This is a genomic window from Paracidovorax wautersii (assembly GCF_031453675.1).
Lineage (GTDB): Bacteria > Pseudomonadota > Gammaproteobacteria > Burkholderiales > Burkholderiaceae_C > Paracidovorax.
On the sequence record NZ_JAVIZX010000001.1, the window covers coordinates 1,089,378 to 1,109,010 of the forward strand.

Consider the following 19,633-nt stretch of genomic DNA (forward strand, 5'->3'; position numbering starts at 1 on the left):
TTCACCTGGGTCCGTGGAGCGGCGGGCCTGCCGGGCGCCGCAGCGCCGCGCTGTCAGGGCGCGGGCGCCGGCGCCATCACCGGCACGTCGGCCGCGCGGCGCGGCGTGCCGATGGGCGCGCCGGCCTGGCCCTTGGAGACGGCGGCCAGGTCCTGCTCGCTGGGGTAGTCGCCCTGCAGCCAGTAGTCGAACACGCGGCGCACGATGGGCGCCGCCGCGGCCGCGCCGAAGCCGGCGTTCTCGACGATCACTGCCACGGCGAGGCGGGGGCTCTCCACCGGCGCGTAGGCGGCGAACAGCGAATGGTCGCGCTGGTGCTCCTCCAGCGCCTTGGCGTTGTACTTCACGTTCTGGCCCAGGCTCACCGCCTGCGCCGTGCCGGTCTTGCCGGCCGCGGTGTAGGGCGCCCCGGCGAACACGCGCGTGCCCGTGCCGGCCTTGATCACGGCGGTGAGCCCGTTGCGCACGACCTCGACGTTCTTGGGCGAGTAGCCCAGGTTCTCGCCGGGCGGCTGCGGCACCTCGGTGACGGCGCCGGTCACCGTGTCGCGCACGGCCTTCACCAAATGCGGCCGGTAGCGCATGCCGCCGCTGGCCAGCGTGGCCTCGGCCGAAGCCAGCTGCAGCATGGTGAAGTTGTTGTAGCCCTGGCCGATGCCCAGCGACACCGTCTCGCCCGAATACCAGCGCTTGAGTTCAGGGCGCTTGTAGGTATTGCGCTTCCACTCGGTGCTGGGCAACACGCCGCGCACTTCGCCGTTGAGGTCGATGCCGGTGATCTGCCCGAAGCCCAGCGGCTTCATGAAGTCGTGGATGGCGTCCACGCCCATGTCCACCGCCAGCGAATAGAAATACGTGTTGCTGGAGAACTGGATGGCGCGCACCATGTCCACGCCGCCCAGGCCGCCCTCGTGGCTGCGGAAGGTGCGGCCGCCATACGAATAGAAGCCGGGGTCGTTGTAGACCTGGGTGGGCGAGCGCTTGTTCAGCTCCAGCGCCGCCAGCGCCATGAAAGGCTTGTAGGTCGAGCCCGGCGGGTAGGTGCCGCGCAGGGCGCGGTTGAGCAGCGGCTTGTCGATCGACTCGTTGAGCGCCTGCCAGTTCTCCACGTCGATGCCTTCGACGAAGAGGTTGGGATCGAACGTGGGCTTGGACACCAGCGCCAGGATCTCGCCGTTGCGCGGATCGATCGCCACCAGCGCGCCGCGCCGGTCGCCGAACATGTCTTCCACCAGCTTCTGCAGCTTGATGTCCAGCGACAGCATCACCGTGTTGCCCGGCGTGGCCGGGTGGCTGGCCAGGCGCCGAACGGCGTGGCCACCGGCCGAAGTCTCCATGCGCTCCACGCCGGTCAGGCCGTGCAGCGTGGTCTCGAAGCTCTGCTCCACGCCCAGCTTGCCGATGTGGTCGGTGCCGCGGTAGTTGGCCGCGTCCTCGGAGTCCTCGATGCGCTCCTTCTCGCGCTGGTTGATGCGCCCGATGTAGCCGATGGCGTGGCTGGCCACCTCGCCCAGCGGGTAGTTGCGGAACAGCCGCGCCTTGATGTCCACGCCCGGGAAGCGGTAGCGCTGCGCGGTGAAGCGCGCCACCTCCTGGTCGGTCAGGCGCGTGCGGATCGGCAGCGATTCGAAGCTGCGCGACTCCTCCATCAGCCGCTTAAAGCGGCGGCGGTCGCGCTGGTGGATCTCGACCACCTTGGCCAGCTCGTCGATGGTCTCTTCCAGCCCGTCGACCTTGGAGGGGGTGATCTCCAGCGTGTAGGCCGAATAGTTGGTGGCCAGCACCACGCCGTTGCGGTCCATGATGAGGCCACGGTTGGGCACGATGGGCACCACCGCCGTGCGGTTGCTTTCGGCCTGGTCGGCCAGATCGGCATGGCGCACCACCTGCAGCACGAACAGGCGCGCGACGATCAAACAGAACGCCAGGAAAACGACCAGCCCGATGACCAGCACCCGCCGCCGGAAACGCGCGGCGTCCGCCTCGGTGTTGCGCAGCTCGGTCATGTGCCGACTCCCGGGCCGACGCGGACCGGTTCAGGCCGCGCGGCGCAAGGGGAGAAGCCGGTGCGGGGGCGGCGCAGCCGCTCGGGGCGTTGCATCATCGTCAGAGCGGGCGGTTCTGGTCGCGGTCCGGCGGCCGGCGCTGCGGCGCCAGCAGCGCCCAGGTGGCCAGCGGCCACAGCAGCGCTTCGAGGAACGGCGCAAGAATGCCTTCGATGCCCGGCAGGATGCCGCCGGCCAGCAGGCGCACCAGCAATTCGATGGCATGCGCCACGATGAACAGCGGCAGCACCTGCAGCGCCTGCGACGGCACGCTGAACCACAGCAGCCGGCGGTGGGCGAAGATGGCGCCGTACATCAGCGCGCTGTAGGCCAGCGCGTGCTGGCCCAGCAGGGCGGCCTGGTACACGTCCATGCACAGGCCCATGGCAAAGGCCACGCCCATGCCCACGCGCGAAGGCTGGTGCACGCCCCAGAAGACCAGCAGCACCATCACCCAGTCGGGCGTCCACACCACGCGGCCCAGCGGCAGCATGTTCAGGGCCAGCCCGGCGATCAGGCTGGCGGCGATGAAGGCGGGGCTGACGGGCAGCAGCAGCGGCTGCCCCTTGGGCATGATCATCGGCGGCCTCCGCGCTTGGGTTGCACCGCCGGGGCCGGGCGTTCGGGCAGTTCGGCCACCAGCGGCTTGAGCACCATCACGTGCCGCGCGCCATACACCTGCGCGAGCGGCGTGCAGTAGATGCGGGCGAAGGCCGAGTCGGCGCGGCGCTCCACGCGCACCACGCGGGCCACGGGCAGGCCCGGCGGGTACAGGCCGTCCACGCCGCTGGTGGTGAGCAGGTCGCCCTCCTGCACATCGGCGTTGCCGGGCATGAAGCGCAGTTCCATGCCGCCGCCGTGCCCGGCGATCGGGTCGCCATAGGCCACGCTGCGGGCGCCGGTGCGCACGTTGAGCACGGGAATGGCCTGGTCGCGGTCGACGAGCAGCGTGACCTCGCTCAGGAACGGGTGCACGCGCGTCACCTGGCCCAGGATGCCGCCCTCGTCGAGCACGGGCGAGCCCAGCTCCACCCCGGCCGTCTGGCCGCGGTCGATCATCACCCGGCGGGTGTAGGGGTCGGCCGTGTCGTAGATGACCTGGGCGGCCTGCGACGGCGTGTCCAACCGCTCGCGCAGCTCCAGCAGCTTGCGCAGCCGGGTGTTCTCCTGCAACAGCAGCTCGGTCTGGTTGGCCCGCTGCGACATCTCGGCCATCCGCCGCTCGGCGGCATCCTTGCTCTCCTCGGCCGCCTGCAGCGACTGGAAATAGCCCGCCCCGCGCCCCGCGAACTCCACCGGCTGCAGCATGGTCCACTGCAGCGGGTACAGCACCGCCGAGATCGCCTTGCGCACGGGCTCGGTGATCTGGAAGCGCGCATCCGCCACCATCAAAAACAGCGCCAGGGCGCTGTAGAGGGCTAGACGGGAAAGAGGAGACGGCCCCTGCCGGAAAAAGGACGGCGCGGAACGGTCCAGGGTTCCCAGAGGCATCGGAGGAATCGTGTTGTGTCGACCGCGCAGCGCGCTATCACGCCGTCAAAAATCGGTGCGCATCCCCGCCAGCAGACGCCGTGGAACGGGCTTGGCCCGGCCACTGGCGTCGTCCCCCTTCCCGCATTGCGCAGCCATGCGAGAGAAGGGGGAGGCGGCACAGCCGCTCAGGGGGTTGGCTCCGCTGCATCACTCGCTCGTGAAGATGCTGCCCTGGCGGTCCATGCGCTCCAGGGCGATGCCGCAGCCGCGCACCACGCAGGTCAGCGGGTCTTCGGCCACCAGCACAGGCAGGCCGGTCTCTTCGGCCAGCAGGCGGTCCAGATCGCGCAGCAGCGCACCGCCGCCGGTGAGCATCATGCCGCGCTCGGCGATGTCGGCGCCCAGTTCGGGCGGGGTCTGTTCCAGCGCGTTCTTCACGGCGGAGACGATCTGGTTCAGCGGATCGGTCAGCGCTTCCAGCACTTCGTTGCTGGAGATCGTGAAGCTGCGCGGCACGCCTTCGGACAGGTTGCGGCCCTTGACTTCCATCTCGCGCACCTCGGAGCCGGGGAAGGCCGACCCGATGTTCTTCTTGATGGCTTCGGCCGTCGGCTCGCCGATCAGCATGCCGTAGTTGCGGCGGATGTAGCTGATGATGGCTTCGTCGAACTTGTCGCCGCCCACGCGGACGCTGCCCTTGTAGACCATGCCGCCCAGCGAGATCACGCCCACTTCGGTCGTGCCGCCGCCGATGTCCACCACCATGGAGCCCGAGGCTTCGGACACCGGCAGGCCGGCGCCGATGCCGGCGGCCATGGGTTCTTCGATGAGGTAGACGGCGGTGGCGCCGGCGGCCTCGGCCGCGTCCTTGATGGCGCGGCGCTCGACCTGGGTGGAGCCGCAGGGCACGCAGATGATGATGCGCGGGCTCGGCGTGAGCAGCGTGCGCGGGTGCACCATCTTGATGAACTGCTTGATCATCTGCTCGGTGATCACGAAGTCGGCGATCACACCGTCCTTCATCGGGCGGATGGCTTCGATGTTGCCCGGCACCTTGCCCAGCATGGCCTTGGCTTCGTGGCCGACGGCCTGGATGACTTTCTTGCCGTGGGGGCCGCCTTCGTGGCGGATGGCGACGACGGAAGGCTCGTCCAGCACGATGCCCTTGTCGCGGGCGAAGATCAGGGTGTTAGCTGTGCCAAGGTCAATGGCAAGGTCGGTGGAGAAGTACCGACGGAAAGCTCCGAACATTCAAGAATCCTCTCAGGCACGGCATGCACGTCGGCGTGCCGTCGCCGGGTATTAGGGGGTGTTTATTAGCTTTTTTCGCACAATGACCGGCAGTTTCGAGGCTATTGCGACAAAGCCGGGATAATACCCTATCCCCTGTGAATAACTCCCCGCGGCGTACTCCGGAATTGAGCTTTACATCCCGTTGCCCGCGCTGAAATCCCCTATGGCACTGACACCCCAGGACATCGGCCGCATCGCCAACCTGGCGCGGCTCGAATTGAGCCCCGCAGACAGTGAGCGCACGCTCACTCAACTCAATGACTTCTTCGGCATCGTCGAGAAGATGCGGGCTGTGGATACCACCGGCATCGCCCCCCTGCCGCACCCCATCGCGGTGATCCAGCCGGTCGCCCTGCGCCTGCGCGACGACGTCGCCAGCGAGCCCGACCAGCGCGAGGCCAACCAGCGCAGCGCGCCCGCCGTCGAGCGGGGCCTGTTCCTGGTGCCCAAGGTCATCGAGTGAAGGAAGCCGCATGACCGATATCAAGACTTCCGCCCTGCACGACCTCGGCGTCGCCGAGCTCTCGCGCCAGCTGGCCGCCAAACAGGTGTCCGCCGTCGAGGCGGCCCAGCACTTCCTGGCCCGCGCCCAGGCCCACCAGTCCCTGGGCGCCTTCGTGGCCGTCAACGAAGAGACCACGCTGGCCCAGGCCCGCGCGCAGGATGCCGCCATTGCCGCCGGCACGGCCGGCCCGCTGGCGGGCGTGCCCATCGCGCACAAGGACATCTTCGTCACACGCGACTTCCCCACCACGGCCGGCTCGAAGATGCTGGCCGGCTACCGCTCACCCTTCGACGCCACCGTGGTCACCCGCCTGGCCGACGCCGGCGCGGTGACCCTGGGCAAGCTCAACTGCGATGAATTCGCCATGGGCTCGGCCAACGAGAACTCCGCCGTCGCCCCCGTGGGCAGCGACGCCCCGGCGCCGGTGCGCAACCCCTGGGACACGGCCCGCGTGCCCGGCGGTTCGTCCGGCGGCAGCGCCGTAGCGGTGGCTGCGCGCCTGGCCCCGGCCGTCACCGGTACCGACACCGGCGGCTCCATCCGCCAGCCCGCCTCGTTCTGCGGCATCACCGGCATCAAGCCCACGTATGGCCGCGCCAGCCGCTACGGCATGATCGCCTTCGCCTCCAGCCTGGACCAGGCCGGCCCGATGGCCCGCAGCGCCGAAGACTGCGCCCTGCTGCTCTCGGCCCTCTGCGGCCCGGACCCGGACCGCGACTCCACCAGCCTGGATGTGCCGGCCGAGAACTTCAGCGCCCAGCTGAATGACAGCATCGACGGCCTGCGCATCGGCATCCCGGCCGAGTTCTTCGGCGAGGGCCTGGCGCCCGACGTGCGCGCCGCGGTGGATGGCGCGCTCAAGGAATACGAAAAGCTCGGCGCCCAGCTGGTACCCATCACGCTGCCGCGCACGGAGCTGTCCATCCCGGTGTACTACATCATCGCGCCGGCCGAGGCGTCGTCCAACCTGAGCCGCTTCGACGGCGTGAAGTTCGGCCACCGCGCCAAGGACTACACCGACCTGCTGGACATGTACAAGAAGACGCGCGCCGAAGGCTTCGGCGACGAGGTCAAGCGCCGCATCATGATCGGCACCTACGTGCTGTCCCACGGCTACTACGACGCCTACTACCTGCAGGCGCAGAAGATCCGCCGCATGATCGCCGACGACTTCCAGAACGCGTTCAAGGACTGCGACGTGATCGCCGGCCCGGTGGCGCCCACAGTGGCCTGGAAGCTCGGCGAGCACGGCAACGACCCGCTGGCCGACTACCTGGCCGACATCTTCACCCTGCCCGCGTCGCTCGCCGGCCTGCCCGGCATGAGCGTGCCCGCCGGCTTCGGCGAAGGCGGCATGCCCGTGGGCCTGCAGCTCATCGGCAACTACTTCCAGGAAAGCCGTCTGCTCAACGCCGCGCACCGCCTGCAGCAGGCGACCGACTTCCACCTCCGCCAGCCGGGAGGCCTGTGACATGACCACCAGCAAACTGATCCACGGCTACGAGGTCGTCATTGGCTTCGAGACCCACACCCAGCTCGCCACGCAATCGAAGATCTTCAGCCGCGCGCCCACGGCCTTCGGCGCCGAGCCCAACACCCAGGCCTGCGCGGTGGACCTGGCCCTGCCCGGCACGCTGCCGGTGATGAACCGCGAGGCCGTGGCCTGCGCTATCAAATTAGGACTGGCTCTCGGCTCCACGATTGCGCCAGAGAGCATTTTTGCCCGCAAGAACTACTTCTACCCGGATCTGCCCAAGGGCTACCAGATCAGCCAGTTCGAGATCCCCGTGGTGCAGGGCGGCGAGGTGTCGTTCTACCTGGGCGACGAGAAGAAGACCGTGCGCCTGGTGCGCGCCCACCTGGAGGAAGACGCGGGCAAGTCGCTGCACGAGGACTTCATCGGCCAGAGCGGCATCGACCTGAACCGCGCCGGCACGCCGCTGCTGGAGATCGTGACCGAGCCGGACATCCGCTCCAGCGAGGAAGCCGTGGCCTACGCCAAGGAGCTGCACAAGATCGTCACTTGGATCGGCATCTGCGACGGCAACATGCAAGAGGGCAGCTTCCGCTGCGACGCCAACGTGTCCGTGCGCAAGCCCGGCCAGCCGCTGGGCACGCGCCGCGAGATCAAGAACCTGAACTCGTTCAAGAACATGCAGCAGGCGATCGACTACGAGATCCGCTGGCAGATCGAGGAAATCGAGGACGGCCGCGCGATCCAGCAGGCCACGGTGCTGTTCAACCCCGACACCGGCGAGACGCGTTCCATGCGCACCAAGGAAGACGCTGCCGACTACCGCTACTTCCCCGACCCGGACCTGCCGCCGCTACAGATTTCGCAGCACTGGGTCGATGAACAGCGGGCGCTGATGCCCGAATTGCCGCGCGCCATGGCCGCGCGCTTCGTGGCCGACTACGGCCTGCCGGAATACGACGCCACGACGCTCACGCAGTCCAAGGCGATGGCGGCCTACTTCGAAGAGGCGGCGAAGGCCAGCGGCAGCCCCAAGCTGGTCAGCAACTGGATCATGGGCGAGGTCTCGCGCCGCGTGAACGCAGGCGAGCTGGACATCGCCGCCGCGCCGGTGAACGCTGCGCAGCTCGCGGCCCTGGTGCGGCGCATCGCCGACGGCACCATCTCCAACAACGCCGGCAAGCAGGTGTTCGAGGCGCTGTGGACCGGAGAGGGCCAGGACGTGGACGCCGTCATCGAGGCCAAGGGCCTCAAGCAGATGAACGACTCCGGCGCGCTGGAGAAGATCATCGACGAGGTGATCGCCGCCAACCCGGCCAACGTGGAGCAGTTCAAGGCGGGCAAGGACAAGGCGTTCAACGCCCTGGTCGGCCAGGCCATGAAGGCGAGCAAGGGCAAGGCCAACCCGCAACAGGTCAACGACCTGCTGCGCGCGCGACTCGCGGCGCTCTGAGCGCCGCTTCAGCCCCGGCAAACGACAACGGCCTCCTCGGAGGCCGTTTTTCTTGGGGTGCGGCGCAGCGTCAGGCCACTCTCTTCGGCGCCCGTTGGCACCGCAGCGGCTCAGGGCGCGCGGGTGCCCGGCACGGCCGCGTTCTGCGCCGCCCATAGCACGCGCAGCTGGGCCAGTTCGGCGTCGAAGCGCTGGTGCACGCGCCGCTTTTCCTGGTCCTGCGCGTCGATGAAGCGCCGCTGCTCGGCCAGTCCGTCGTCGATCTCGGCCAGTTGGCGGCGCAGCGGCAGGGGGGCCTTGGACGGGTCCTTGCGGTAGAACTCCATCTCGCCGTCGAGCTTGCGGCGGTCGCGCTGCAGATCATCTGCCCGCTTGTTCGCCACGGCCACGACCTCGTCGATCTGTTGCAGGGCCGCTGCGCGCTCCACATCGTGGGCCGCCTTGTCCGGGTAGCGGGTCACCAGGGCGCGCTCGCGGCGGCGCTCCTCGGCGATGCGCGCGCGTTCCTCGGCCTCCTTGCGGCGCTCGGCCTCCTGGGCCGCGCGCTCCAGTTCGGTCAGGGTCGGGCCGAGGCGGCGGCGCTCCAGGCCCGTGCCGTCCAGCACGCGCTGCTCACGGTCCACGCACTCGGCAATGGGCCGGTCCGCCGTCAGGCGGCGGCCCTGGCGGTCCACGCAGGAGTAGACCTGCCCGGAAGACGGGGGCTGCTGCGCCCAGGCGTAGCCGCCCAGCACCGCCAGCAGAAGGAAACCCGGGATCGCTCGCATCAACTCGGCCGCTCCTTGTGTGTCCGTTGCCTGTGTGCCGGGCCGCAGGGCCCGGCCCCGGCTCAGCCTTCCTGAACGCCGTAGCGCTGGCGGTAGGCCAGCACGCGCTCGTGGTGGCCGTGCACCTCGGCGCCGCCACCCTCCTGGGCCAGATACTGCAGCAAATCCGACAGCTTGGCGATGGTGCACACCTGCATGCCCAGGGTGTTGCGCACGTACTGCACGGCGCTGTGGTCCACGTCCTGTCCGTTCTCGGTGGCCTTTTCCTGGCGGTCCAGCGCAATCGCCATGGCATGCGGGGTGGCGCCTGCGGCACGGATCAGGGCGATGGATTCGCGCGCGGCGGTGCCGGCGGACATGACATCGTCCACGATCAGCACGCGGCCCTGCAGCGGCGCGCCGACCAGCGTGCCGCCCTCGCCATGGTCCTTGGCCTCCTTGCGGTTGTAGGCGAAGGGCACGTTGTGGCCGTGGCGGGCCAGCTCCACGGCGACCGTCGCGGCCAGCGGAATCCCTTTGTAGGCAGGGCCGAAGACCATGTCGAATTCGATGCCGCTGGCGATCAGCGCTTTTGCATAGAATTCCGCGAGCCGGCCCATCTTGGCGCCGTCGTCGAACAGCCCCGCGTTGAAGAAATACGGGCTCATGCGGCCGGCCTTGGTCTTGAATTCGCCAAAGCGCAGCACGCCCGATTCCACGGCGAACCGCACGAACGCCTGCGCCAGACGGTCCTTGTCTTCTTCTTTTGTCAGCGCTTGCGCGTTGTCAGTCACCATGGATGCTTCCTTGTTCAAGTTAACCAGCCTCAACCTCAACGGCATCCGCTCCGCAGCCTCCAAAGGGGTCGTGGAATGGATCGCCGCGACCCGGCCGGATTGTATTTGCGTGCAGGAGATCAAGGCCCAGTCGGCCGACATCCAGGGGCGCTTCGAGGAGCTGGCGGGCCTGAAGGGCCACTTCCAGTTCGCAGCCAAGAAAGGCTACTCCGGCGTGGGCATCTACACGCGGCACGAACCGAGCGATGTCGTCGTGGGCTATGGCTCGACGGAGTTCGACGCCGAGGGGCGCTACGTGGAGGTGCGCTTCGACACGCCGGCCCGCAAGCTGTCCATCATCAGCGCCTACTTCCCCAGCGGCTCCTCGGGCGAGGAGCGGCAGCTGGCCAAGTACCGCTTTCTGGCCGAATTCCACCCGCACCTGATGCGCCTGAAGGCCGAGCGCGAGTTCATCCTGTGCGGCGACATCAACATCGCCCACCAGCAGATCGACCTGAAGAACTGGCGCAGCAACCAGAAGAACAGCGGCTTCCTGCCCGAAGAGCGGGCCTGGATGACCCAGCTGCTGCACACCACCGAGGTGACGGGCGGCCTCATCGACGTCTATCGCCGCCTGCAGCCCACCGCCACCGACACCGCCTACACCTGGTGGAGCAACCGGGGCCAGGCCTACGCCAACAACGTGGGATGGCGGCTCGACTACCACCTGGCCACGCCGGCGATCGCCGCGCTGGCGCGCACCGAAGAGATCTACAAGCAGCAGAAGTTCTCGGACCACGCGCCCATCACCGTGGGCTACGACCTGGCGCTGTGACGGTGGGTGGTGGGCAGGAAGCGGCCGGCCGCGCGCCGCACCGCCGACCTGCGGAGCACACCGGCCACCGCTACTGAATTAGTAGCTATCTGCGCTTGATGGACGGGCGCCAGAGGCCATTTTCACTAGTAACAGCGGGACATCACAGCCGTAAGCTCCCCAGACCGGGCGCCGCCCACACCGGAGCCGGCACGGTACGGCGGGGCGCGCTCCCTGCAACCTGGACCCCCGGTCCCCGCCCGCCACGGCTGCCGCGCCCGGCGCGCCGGATCAGTCCGCAGCCACGCGGTTGCGCCCCCGGTCCTTGGCGCGGTAGAGCGCGCGGTCGGCCATGCGCAGCAGGCCGGCGACGGTGTCGGCCTCTTCCTCCTCGCCGCCCGCCACATCGCGCGCAGGGCGGCGCGTCACCGCGCCCACGCTGACGGTCACGTGGCCGCAGGGGCTTTCCGGGTGCGGCAGGCGCAGGGCATCGACGGCGGCACGCAGCCGTTCGGCCACGGCCAGGGCGCCCTCTTCGTCGGTGGAGGAGAGGATGACGACGAACTCCTCGCCACCGTAGCGGCTCACGACATCGCCCGGCCGGCTGGCGCCCTCCGCGAGCACCGCGGCCACGGCGCGCAGGCACTCGTCACCGGCGATATGGCCCAGGCGGTCGTTGTAGGGTTTGAAATAGTCCACATCGGCCATGCAGACCGACAGCGGGCGCTGCTCTCGGCGCGCCCGGGCGATCTCCCGCGACAGGCGCTCGTCGAGGTAGCGCCGGTTGTACAGGCCGGTGAGGTAGTCCTGCTGGGCGTAGTGTTCCAGACGGTAGTTGGCCTCGGTGAGCTGCTGCTCGACCTGCTTGCGCCGCGTGATGTCCGTCCACGCGACGGACAGCCCGATCACCCGGCCCAGCGCATCGTTCATTGCGGAGGACACCGCGTAGAACCACTGGCCCTGCCATTCGAACTCATGGTCTTCCAGCGGTTGCCCTTCCTGCAGGCATTGCAGCCCCGCAGCCATGCGCTCCCAGGCCGCCGGGAACAGCCGGGCCAGCAGCGTGCCCCGGAGGCCGTCGGTGGAGCCGCCCAGCATCTGGGCCATGGCCTGGTTGAGCAGCACCAGCCGGCCGTCCAGGTCGACCGTGCACAGCGCCACCGGCGCCGTGTCGTAGATGCCTTCCAGCTGCAGGAAGCGCTCGCCCAGATCCGACAGATCCCGGTCGATGCCGCGGTAGCCGCGCAGGCTGCCGTCGGGCGCGAACAGCGGCACGCCGCTGGTCTCGAGCACGACGATGCGGCCGTCCGGACGCACGTTGCGGTTGATCAGGCCCGAAAAAGGCCGGGCCGCCGAGACGATGGTGCCGAAGGCGCGGCCCACCCGCTCGGCCTCGGCCGGTGGCATGAAGTCGAAAGGGGTCTTGCCGATCACCTCCGCAGGCGTGCGCCCCAGCAGCTGCGTGACCATGGCCGAGCAGTAGGTGTAGCGGCCCTGCGCATCCACTTCCCAGATCCAGTCGGAGTTGTGGTCGAGGATGTCCTGCAGCCGTTCGAGGTCCTCCAGGCTGGCCAGGGGAAAGATGGGACGGGAACTCATGCCCGCGATCCTAGTGCAGCCGCAGGCACCGTCGGCCCCAGGCCCCAAGCTGCTGCCGCACGCGGCTCAGCAAACACGGCCCCGCACCGCCGCGGCGATCTGCTGCGCCAGCTGCCGGACGGCGGTCTGGTGCGCCTCGGCCAGACCCGCCGGGTCGGCCGGCGCGTCCAGCGCGATGCGGCTGCTGCAGGTGAGCCGGGTGGGAGCGTCTGACGAGAGATTGGCTGCCCAGTCGCTGTCCAGCAGCAACTGCCGGCCGGGCCAGGCGTCGAGCCGGCGCACTTCCACCTTGATGCGCCATACCGCGGCGCCTGGCTGGCGCGGCAGGCCGGCGGTGTCCGGCGCGCCCAGCTGGGATGCGAGCTGCGCGGACAACGCTGCCTGCAGTTCATCGCTGAGCGGGCTGGCCCAGCGTTGGCGGTCCAGCACGGCCACGCCGGCGTCGCCCTGGCGCACCACCAGCTGCGAGCGGTCGAGCATCTCGGGCATGCCCACGGGCAGCACTTCGATCAGGAACGGCGCGCGCGGCGCGGCGGCGGCTTCTGCCGGGGCGGGCGAAGCGAGCGTGTAGTACTGGACCGGTGCGGAAGAGCAGGCCGCCAGCGCGGCCAGGCCCAGCACGGCTGCGGCGGTGCGAAGAATGCGCGGCTTCATCGGTTCGTCTCCTGAAGGGGCTTGCGGGGAAGGGGCGACACGGCCTGCGGCTGCAGCGGCGCGTCCTTCGGGCGGCCGCTGAACAGCGATTCAGGATGCTCGCCGAGCAGATCGGTCAGTGAGCGCACCGAGCGGGCGGTGCGGCGCAGTTCCTGCAGCGTCTGGCCCAGGTCCTGCCGCAGGGGCGCATCTTCGGACACCAGCTCCTGCGCAGCGCCCAGGGCCTGCTGCGCGCTGCGCATGGTGTTGGCGGCCTCGGGCAGCACCTCGCCATTGACCTGGCCCAGCGTCTGGTCGAAGGTGCCGAGCGTCTTGTCCAGCGTGCCCAAGGTCTTGTTCATCGTGCCCAGCGAGGCATCGAGGTTGCGCCCGATGGAGTCGAGCGGCATCTTCTCGACCTTGGCGACGATGCTGCCGATCTGCTCCTGCAGCTTGTCGAATTCGCCGCGCACGGTGGGCAGCACCAGCGGGCGTGCCGCCACGTCGAAAGGCACGGACGGCGTGTTGCGGATGAAGTCGAGCGAAACGTAGAGCTGGCCCGTCAGGATGTTGGCCGACTTGGCCTGGGCCCGCAGGCCGTTGGCCACCATGATCTTCAGGAACTGCGCGCCCTGCTCGTCGGCCGTGCCCTGCAGGTTGGGCAGCTTCTGCAGAACCTTGCCCAGACGTTCCGGGAAGACCTCGGTGTCCACCACCGACAGGAACCGGCGGCGGGTGGCGTCGTAGTCCAGCTGGATGGACGTCACGTGCCCCAGGTCGATGCCCGAGAACTCGACCGGTGCGCCCACGGCGAGGCCGCGCAGCGACTGCTCGAAGTACAGACGGATCTGCTGCGCCGGGCCGTCGGGCGGCGCCAGCGCGGCCTGTTGGTCCTTCTCCAGCGGGAAGCGGGCGTTCTCGGGTGCCGGCTCGCCGCCTTGCGCGCCAGGCTGCGCGGCGAACGCGATGCCGCCCGCCAGCACCGTGGCGAGCGACTGGGTGTTGAGCTTGAGGCCGCTGGCGCTGAGCGACACATCCACGCCGCTGGCGTTCCAGAAGCGGGCATTGGTGGTGACGAACTTGTCGTACGGTGCATCGATGAACACCTGCACGCTGACCCCGCGGCCATCTTCGTCGAGGTTGTAGGCGGCCACCCGCCCGACCTGGATGCGCCGGTAGTACACCGGCGAGCCGATGTCCAGCGAGCCGAGATCGTCCGCCCGGACGACGAAGGTGCGGCCGGGCATGCCGCCGATGACGGGCGGGGGCGTTTCCAGGCCCGTGAACTCGCGGCCGGATTCTTCCGACGTCCCTTCGTCCACGCCGATGTAGGCGCCGGACAGCAGCGTGTCGATGCCCGAGACGCCGCCCGCCCCGATGCGCGGGCGCACCACCCAGAAACGCGAATCAGCGCGCGCCAGGCCGGCCGCGTTCTTCACCAGCGACACGGTCACGACCACGTGCGAGCGGTCCTCGCTCAGCGCGATGGCCGACACGCCCCCGACCGTGACGTCCTTGTATTTCACCGGTGTCTTGCCCGCCTCCAGGCCGGCCGCGGTCTTGAACCGGATCTTCACCTCCGGCCCGTTGGCATACCAGGCGTGGACGAGCATCGACAGGCCGATCAGGCAGGCGATCACCGGCACCAGCCACACCGGCGACACGCGCCAGCGCGAGCGCGCGATATCGGGGCCGGCCAGTTCCGGCGGGGGAAGGGGTGTGCTACTCATGGTTCTCTCCGTCCCACGTCAGCCGGGGATCGAAACTCATCGACGACAGCATGGTGAGGATCACTACCATGCCGAAGAAAAGGATGCCGATGCGCGGCTCGATGTCGCTCAGCGCATGGAACTTCACCAGGGCCGCGACGATGGCCACCACCAGCACGTCCAGCATGGACCAGTAGCCGATCATCTCCACCATCCGGTACATGCGGGCCCGCTCGCGCATGGCCCAGGTGCTGCGCCGCTGGGCGGTCACCAGCAGCAGGCCCAGCACCAGGAACTTGGTGCACGGCACCGCCACGCTGGCGATGAAGATCACCAGGGCGATCCCGTACGAGCCCGACTGCCAGAACTGCAGCACGCCCCCCATGATGGTGCTGTCTGCGCCATCGCCGAGCATGCGCGTGTACATGACGGGCAGGACGTTGGCCGGGATGTAGAACACCACCGCGGCCAGCAGCAGGGCCCAGGCCCGGGCGATACTGTCCGGCCGGCGGCGGTGCAGTGGGGCGCCGCAACGGGGGCATCCCGCGCGCGGGGAGGCGTCCAGCCAGTCCTCGCAGACCAGCCCGCAGTCGTGGCAGGCCACCACGCCCAGGCGGCGGGCGGTGGCGGGGGGCGCAGCGGACTCAGGCATCGGCCTTCCGCGGAGCGGTCAGGTCCCAGAGCCAGTGGGTGTCGCGGTTGGCGATCAGTGTGAGCAGCACCATCAACGCCGCGGTGGCCCAGATGCCCGGCCCCGGAGCCACCTGCATGTAGCTGGACAGCTTGATCACCGCCACCAGAATGCCCAGCATGCACACCTCGATCATGCTCCACGGCCGCAGCGCCACCAGCATGCGCATGGCCTGCGCGAAGCCCGGTGCTCGCCGGCCCCGGCGGGCGTACAGCAGCACCCACAGCAGCAGCATGATCTGCAGGAAGGGCACCAGGATGATGGACAGCGCCGTCGGCACGGCGATGGGTGCGGCGGCGCCGTGCACCAGCGCCGCCACCGACTGCCACAGCGTGGCCTCGTTGTGCAGGCCCTGCAGGCTGATGCGGACGATGGGGTAGACATTGGCGATCAGGAACACGATGGCCGCCGCCACGGTGAGCGCGAGCCAGCGCTCGACATCCAGCCCGCTGGCCCGGTACAGCACCGCGCCGCACCGGCTGCAGCGCGCCACTTCCCCTGCGGCCAGGGGCCGGCGCGCATAGACAGCGTCGCAGTGCTCGCAGACCGTGAGTCCGGGAAAGATCTTCATCGGGGCACCAGAAGAGGCGAATAGGAGGGAAAACGACGCTGGAAAAAATAGACGTATTGTTCTAGTCTAGGCGAAAATCGAAAGCAATACCCGGCCGCCGCCAAGCGCTGTCGGCGGGTTCCTACGACGCACCTCCCCCTCCTCGCTGCCGCCCATGGCCACCCGCAAACCCCGTGCCGCCGCTCCCCCCGTTTCGCCGCCCCCGGCCGGCGCGCAGGCCGCCGCGCCCGGTGCCCGGCGCCCGCGCCAGCCCCGGGGCGAGGCGCGGGTGGACCAGATCCTCGGCGCCGCTGCGCGGCTCATCGCCCAGTCCGGTACGGCAGCGGTGTCCATCCACGCGGTGGCGCGGGAGGCCCGCACCTCCATCGGCTCGATGTACCACTTCTTCGCCGACCGCGAATGCCTGCTGCTCGCGCTGGCCGAGCGGCACCGCGGGCACCTGAGGCGCATCAACGAAGAGATTGCCCAGACGCCGGCCGCCACCTGGCACCAGCTGTCGGCACCCGCGGCCGTGGCCGCTCTGGTGACCCCCTTCATCGACCACCTGCGTCGGCACCCGGACTTTCTGCCGCTGATGCACGGACGCATGCACAGCCAGGATGACGCCGACTTCATCCGCGGCATCCGCCGCATGCTGCGGGCGCGCATGCCCCAGGCCAGCGCCCGGCAGCACGACCGCTATGCCGCCGTGATCCATGCCATGACCGCGGGCGGCATGCATGTCGGCTACGAGCGTGACCCGGGACAGCAGGACCTGTACCTGGAAGAGATTCCGCGGGCCATCGCCGCGTACCTGACCTTGATCGAGGCCGAGGCCAACGGCACTGCCGCCGGCGGGGGCCCCGCGCCCGTCAGCGCCGGAGCGGCTGTAGCAGCGCCTTGATCCGGCGCGCGAGCACCGCGATCTCGAAGCGCTTGGTCGGCAGCACCTCCATGCCGCGGTCCTCCGCATCGTCGCCATCGGTGCCACAAAAGGCAGGGCTGCGGTGAGCCCGAAAAAAGGCCCGCCGGCGGCGGGCCAACTTGCCTTGCAGGCAAGGTCTGCTGTCCGTCGGCACCGTCTGCCGACCCGCCCACTCTGCGGACTGCCCGCGGGCTGCGGCGTAGGAGGAGATGCCCCTTGCCACCGACAGCCCGCGCGGTGCAGGTGCAGCTCAGTGCCGACGCACGGGCGCAGTAACGTGGCCGCACTGTGGGCCTCCACTACGGCAACCCCTCCTCAGCCACCGTAGCAAGCTCGGGGTGCAGCACGCCGGAGGAGAGTTCACCCGGCCTCGCGCCGCGGCCAGCAAGACTTTTTTCTTAGACTGTGCCGTTCCCACGAATCACCAGCGCCTCGCCGCGCCCCTCCCACGCCATGCTCCAGTACCTCACGGTCCCTGTGACCGCCTTCCAGCAGAACGCCTCGCTCGTCTGGTGCGACGCGACCTCGGCCGCCGCCGTCATCGATCCGGGCGGCGACCTGGACCGGCTGCTGGCCGAGGCCGAGCGTCTGCAGCTGCGGCTCGCGCAGATCTGGCTCACCCACGCCCACATCGACCATGCGGGCGGCGCCGGCGAGCTGGCCGAGCGCCTGCAGCTGCCCATCGTCGGCCCGCACGAGGGCGACCAGTTCTGGATCGACGGCCTGCCGCAGCAAAGTGCCATGTTCGGCTTCCCGCCTGCGCAGGCCTTCACGCCCACGCGCTGGCTGCACGACGGCGACACGGTACAGATCGGGCAGGAGACGCTGCACGTACGCCACTGCCCGGGCCACACCCCCGGCCATGTGGTGTTCCATGCGCCGCAGATCGAGCGCTGCTTCGTGGGCGACGTGCTCTTCGCCGGCAGCATCGGCCGCACGGACTTCCCGCAGGGCAACCACCAGGACCTGATCGACAGCATCGTGCAGCGGCTGTGGCCCATGGGCGATGCGACGGTGTTCATTCCCGGCCATGGGCCCGAGAGCACGTTCGGCCGGGAGCGGCGCAGCAACCCGTACGTCGGCGGGACCTGACGGCGGTGGCAGCCCCGCCGCCTGATTGACCCACGTCAAGAAACGGTGGCACACCGCGGCGGCAGCTCCGGGAAAACCCTTAGTCCAGCCCCATCCGGGGGTAGCATGGCTGCAAACAAGAGGGGAGTGGCCGCCATCGGCGCCCATCGGTTCTCTTCTTGCGCGACTGCAAAGGAGAAGGTCATGTCCACCGCCGCACCGCCGAGTGCCCCCATCCAATCCCCGTTGGAGCCCGATTCATCCCGCAAGCTGGGCTTTCTGCTGCTGGGCCTGGTCCTTTACGTCATCGTGCTGACGCTGCCCACGCCGGCCGGGCTCAGCCCCTCCGGCCAGGTGGCGCTGGGCCTGCTGGCGCTGGTCGTCACGCTGTGGATCAGCGAGTGCGTCTCGCCCGCCAACAGCGCCGTCATCCTGACCGGCGCGGCCGTGCTGGGGCTGATGGGCAAGACCCTCACGCCCACCGGCCCGGTCATGAAGTCTGCCGACGCGCTGGGGGTCATGCTGACGGGCTTCTCGTCCACCGCCGTGCTGCTGGTGGCCGCGGCCCTGTTCCTGGCGGTGGCGCTCAAGCACACCGGCCTGGACCGCCGCGTGGCCCTGCTGGTGATGAGCCGCATCGGCATCTCGCCGGCCCGGCTCACGCTGGGCGCCATGCTGGTGGGCTTCGCCCTGGCGCTGTTCATCCCCTCGGCCACGGCCCGCGTGGGTGCCGTGATTCCCATCATGATCGGCATCACCGCGGCGCTGAGCCTGCCCGTCAACAGCACGCTGGGCGCCACGCTGCTGATCGTGACCGCCCAGGCCTGCTCCATCTTCAACATGGGCTTCAAGACCGGCGCGGCGCAGAACCTCATCAGCCTGGACTTCCTGCAAAAGGCGTTCGGCCACTCCGTGACTTGGGGACAGTGGTTCATCACCGCCCTGCCGTTCACGCTGGGCATGAGCGTGGTGCTGTTCTTCGCCGCCATGTGGCTGCTGCGCCCGCAGGTGCCGGACCAGGCGCAGGCCGCCGCCAAGCTGCGCGAACAGCTGGCCGCCATGGGCCCGGTGAGCGCGCCCGAGAAGCGGCTGATCGCCGTCGCCCTGCTGCTGCTGGTGATGTGGTCCACCGAGGGCGCCCTGCACCCGTTCGACACCACCACCACCACGCAGATCGGCATCGCGCTGCTGCTGATGCCGCGCATCGGCGTGATGCACTGGGCCCAGGCCGAGAAGCTCGTGCCCTGGGGCACGGTGGTGCTGTTCGCGGCCTCCATCTCGCTGGGCACGCTGCTGTCCAAGAGCGGCGCCGCCGCTTGGCTGGCGCAGCAGACCCTGGGCCAGCTGGGCCTGGCAGCGCTGCCGGTGGTGGCGGTGATCGGCGCGCTGTCGGTGTTCAGCATCGTGCTGCACCTGGGCTTCGCCTCGGCCACCGGCCTGGCCAGCACGCTGATCCCCATCTTCATCGCCTTCGCGCAGACCCTGCCGGTGAGCAAGGAAACCGCCTTCGGCATCGTGATGATCCAGAGCTTCGTCGTGTCGTTCGGCTTCATCCTGCCCACCAACGCCCCGCAGAACATGCTGTGCTACGGCACCGGTGCCTTCAACACCATGCAGTTCGCCAAGGTGGGCGTGGTGATGACGCTGGCCGGGCTGGCGCTCATCCTGCTGCTGTCGGCCACGGTGTGGCCCATGATGGGGGTGCTCTGAATGAGACGACACCCCCCTGCGCCGCTGCGCAGCTTCCCCCCGCTCTCCCCGTGCTGCGCACGGCGGGCAGGGGGACGACGCCAGTGGCCTGGCAAAGCCAGTTCCACGGCGTCTGCGGGCCTGGCCTGCTCCGCGGCCATCGGACGGATGACGCCGCGCCGGTTTC

At 69.3% G+C, this 19,633-nt stretch carries 18 protein-coding genes; 7 read left to right on the plus strand and 11 right to left on the minus strand.

Annotation, left to right across the window (positions count from 1 at the left end; translation table 11 throughout):
* Positions 1-53 precede the first annotated feature (53 nt).
* From mrdA to QE399_RS05100, 4 genes are all read right to left on the minus strand, one after another.
* A complete protein-coding gene (gene mrdA, locus QE399_RS05085) occupies positions 54-2,006 on the minus strand; it encodes a penicillin-binding protein 2 (RefSeq protein ID WP_309826758.1) in 1,953 nt (650 codons plus the stop codon).
* A gap of 100 nt (positions 2,007-2,106) precedes the next feature.
* Positions 2,107-2,625 carry a rod shape-determining protein MreD gene (gene mreD, locus QE399_RS05090; RefSeq protein WP_309826760.1) on the minus strand — a complete coding sequence of 173 codons (519 nt, stop codon included), beginning with the start codon at positions 2,623-2,625 and terminating at the stop codon, positions 2,107-2,109.
* Positions 2,622-3,536 (minus strand): rod shape-determining protein MreC, encoded by a 915-nt coding sequence (mreC, locus tag QE399_RS05095; protein WP_309826762.1) that lies wholly within the window; start codon positions 3,534-3,536, stop codon positions 2,622-2,624. Before mreC ends, mreD begins: the two co-directional genes overlap by 4 nt.
* Before the next feature lie 189 nt (positions 3,537-3,725).
* Positions 3,726-4,769: a rod shape-determining protein gene (locus QE399_RS05100; protein WP_309826764.1), complete on the minus strand. Its 1,044-nt coding sequence runs from the start codon at positions 4,767-4,769 to the stop codon at positions 3,726-3,728.
* 205 nt (positions 4,770-4,974) lie between these two features.
* On the opposite strand from QE399_RS05100, the gene gatC reads away from it, so the two are divergent.
* The 3 genes from gatC to gatB are packed head-to-tail and all read left to right on the plus strand — an operon-like array spanning position 4,975 to position 8,243.
* Complete coding sequence (gatC, locus tag QE399_RS05105; protein WP_309826766.1) at positions 4,975-5,274, plus strand: Asp-tRNA(Asn)/Glu-tRNA(Gln) amidotransferase subunit GatC; 300 nt, start codon at positions 4,975-4,977, stop codon at positions 5,272-5,274.
* Between the two features lie 10 nt (positions 5,275-5,284).
* A complete protein-coding gene (gene gatA, locus QE399_RS05110; protein ID WP_309826768.1) occupies positions 5,285-6,787 on the plus strand; it encodes an Asp-tRNA(Asn)/Glu-tRNA(Gln) amidotransferase subunit GatA in 1,503 nt (500 codons plus the stop codon).
* 1 nt (position 6,788) lies between these two features.
* Positions 6,789-8,243 (plus strand): Asp-tRNA(Asn)/Glu-tRNA(Gln) amidotransferase subunit GatB, encoded by a 1,455-nt coding sequence (gene gatB, locus QE399_RS05115; RefSeq protein WP_309826770.1) that lies wholly within the window; start codon positions 6,789-6,791, stop codon positions 8,241-8,243.
* Between the two features lie 110 nt (positions 8,244-8,353).
* On the opposite strand, the gene QE399_RS05120 is transcribed toward gatB, so the two are convergent.
* Both QE399_RS05120 and pyrE read right to left on the minus strand, forming a co-directional pair.
* Complete coding sequence (locus QE399_RS05120) at positions 8,354-9,010, minus strand: DUF4124 domain-containing protein (RefSeq protein WP_309826772.1); 657 nt, start codon at positions 9,008-9,010, stop codon at positions 8,354-8,356.
* 62 nt (positions 9,011-9,072) lie between these two features.
* Positions 9,073-9,786 (minus strand): orotate phosphoribosyltransferase, encoded by a 714-nt coding sequence (gene pyrE / locus QE399_RS05125; RefSeq protein WP_309826774.1) that lies wholly within the window; start codon positions 9,784-9,786, stop codon positions 9,073-9,075.
* 10 nt (positions 9,787-9,796) lie between these two features.
* Between pyrE and QE399_RS05130 the strand changes: the two genes are divergently transcribed.
* Positions 9,797-10,600, plus strand: coding sequence for an exodeoxyribonuclease III (locus QE399_RS05130; protein ID WP_309826777.1), 804 nt, complete (start codon positions 9,797-9,799; stop codon positions 10,598-10,600).
* A 270-nt stretch (positions 10,601-10,870) separates the two neighbouring features.
* Here QE399_RS05130 and QE399_RS05135 read toward each other — a convergent pair whose 3' ends face one another.
* The 5 genes from QE399_RS05135 to QE399_RS05155 form a co-directional block, all read right to left on the minus strand.
* Positions 10,871-12,178 (minus strand): sensor domain-containing diguanylate cyclase, encoded by a 1,308-nt coding sequence (locus QE399_RS05135; protein ID WP_309826779.1) that lies wholly within the window; start codon positions 12,176-12,178, stop codon positions 10,871-10,873.
* Between the two features lie 66 nt (positions 12,179-12,244).
* Complete coding sequence (locus tag QE399_RS05140; RefSeq protein ID WP_309826781.1) at positions 12,245-12,832, minus strand: PqiC family protein; 588 nt, start codon at positions 12,830-12,832, stop codon at positions 12,245-12,247.
* Positions 12,829-14,541 carry a PqiB family protein gene (locus QE399_RS05145; RefSeq protein WP_309826783.1) on the minus strand — a complete coding sequence of 571 codons (1,713 nt, stop codon included), beginning with the start codon at positions 14,539-14,541 and terminating at the stop codon, positions 12,829-12,831. The genes QE399_RS05140 and QE399_RS05145 overlap by 4 nt, the downstream gene beginning before the upstream one ends.
* Positions 14,534-15,172 (minus strand): paraquat-inducible protein A, encoded by a 639-nt coding sequence (locus QE399_RS05150; RefSeq protein ID WP_309826785.1) that lies wholly within the window; start codon positions 15,170-15,172, stop codon positions 14,534-14,536. The genes QE399_RS05145 and QE399_RS05150 overlap by 8 nt, the downstream gene beginning before the upstream one ends.
* Positions 15,165-15,782, minus strand: a complete 618-nt coding sequence (locus QE399_RS05155; protein WP_309826787.1) for a paraquat-inducible protein A — start codon at positions 15,780-15,782, stop codon at positions 15,165-15,167. The genes QE399_RS05150 and QE399_RS05155 overlap by 8 nt, the downstream gene beginning before the upstream one ends.
* 154 nt (positions 15,783-15,936) lie before the next feature.
* Between QE399_RS05155 and QE399_RS05160 the strand changes: the two genes are divergently transcribed.
* The 3 genes from QE399_RS05160 (at position 15,937) to QE399_RS05170 (ending at position 19,467) form a co-directional block, all read left to right on the plus strand.
* The gene (locus tag QE399_RS05160; RefSeq protein ID WP_309826789.1) at positions 15,937-16,665 is read left to right on the plus strand and encodes a TetR/AcrR family transcriptional regulator; all 729 of its coding nucleotides are present in this window, start codon (positions 15,937-15,939) and stop codon (positions 16,663-16,665) included.
* A gap of 474 nt (positions 16,666-17,139) precedes the next feature.
* A complete protein-coding gene (locus QE399_RS05165) occupies positions 17,140-17,778 on the plus strand; it encodes an MBL fold metallo-hydrolase (RefSeq protein WP_309826791.1) in 639 nt (212 codons plus the stop codon).
* Between the two features lie 183 nt (positions 17,779-17,961).
* Positions 17,962-19,467 carry an SLC13 family permease gene (locus QE399_RS05170; protein ID WP_309826793.1) on the plus strand — a complete coding sequence of 502 codons (1,506 nt, stop codon included), beginning with the start codon at positions 17,962-17,964 and terminating at the stop codon, positions 19,465-19,467.
* Positions 19,468-19,633 lie beyond the last annotated feature (166 nt).

Excerpts from the sequence above, each read along its gene's own strand:
- gatA (WP_309826768.1), top strand. The coding sequence starts at position 5,285 with ATGACCGATATCAAGACTTCCGCCCTGCACGACCTCGGCGTCGCCGAG.
- QE399_RS05160 (WP_309826789.1), top strand. The coding sequence starts at position 15,937 with ATGGCCACCCGCAAACCCCGTGCCGCCGCTCCCCCCGTTTCGCCGCCC.
- QE399_RS05100 (WP_309826764.1), bottom strand. The coding sequence starts at position 4,769 with ATGTTCGGAGCTTTCCGTCGGTACTTCTCCACCGACCTTGCCATTGAC.
- QE399_RS05140 (WP_309826781.1), bottom strand. The coding sequence starts at position 12,832 with ATGAAGCCGCGCATTCTTCGCACCGCCGCAGCCGTGCTGGGCCTGGCC.
- QE399_RS05155 (WP_309826787.1), bottom strand. The coding sequence starts at position 15,782 with ATGAAGATCTTTCCCGGACTCACGGTCTGCGAGCACTGCGACGCTGTC.
- QE399_RS05170 (WP_309826793.1), top strand. The coding sequence starts at position 17,962 with ATGTCCACCGCCGCACCGCCGAGTGCCCCCATCCAATCCCCGTTGGAG.
- QE399_RS05165 (WP_309826791.1), top strand. The coding sequence starts at position 17,140 with ATGCTCCAGTACCTCACGGTCCCTGTGACCGCCTTCCAGCAGAACGCC.
- pyrE (WP_309826774.1), bottom strand. The coding sequence starts at position 9,786 with ATGGTGACTGACAACGCGCAAGCGCTGACAAAAGAAGAAGACAAGGAC.
- QE399_RS05150 (WP_309826785.1), bottom strand. The coding sequence starts at position 15,172 with ATGCCTGAGTCCGCTGCGCCCCCCGCCACCGCCCGCCGCCTGGGCGTG.
- gatB (WP_309826770.1), top strand. The coding sequence starts at position 6,789 with ATGACCACCAGCAAACTGATCCACGGCTACGAGGTCGTCATTGGCTTC.
- QE399_RS05145 (WP_309826783.1), bottom strand. The coding sequence starts at position 14,541 with ATGAGTAGCACACCCCTTCCCCCGCCGGAACTGGCCGGCCCCGATATC.
- QE399_RS05120 (WP_309826772.1), bottom strand. The coding sequence starts at position 9,010 with ATGCGAGCGATCCCGGGTTTCCTTCTGCTGGCGGTGCTGGGCGGCTAC.
- QE399_RS05135 (WP_309826779.1), bottom strand. The coding sequence starts at position 12,178 with ATGAGTTCCCGTCCCATCTTTCCCCTGGCCAGCCTGGAGGACCTCGAA.
- mreC (WP_309826762.1), bottom strand. The coding sequence starts at position 3,536 with ATGCCTCTGGGAACCCTGGACCGTTCCGCGCCGTCCTTTTTCCGGCAG.
- mreD (WP_309826760.1), bottom strand. The coding sequence starts at position 2,625 with ATGATCATGCCCAAGGGGCAGCCGCTGCTGCTGCCCGTCAGCCCCGCC.
- mrdA (WP_309826758.1), bottom strand. The coding sequence starts at position 2,006 with ATGACCGAGCTGCGCAACACCGAGGCGGACGCCGCGCGTTTCCGGCGG.
- gatC (WP_309826766.1), top strand. The coding sequence starts at position 4,975 with ATGGCACTGACACCCCAGGACATCGGCCGCATCGCCAACCTGGCGCGG.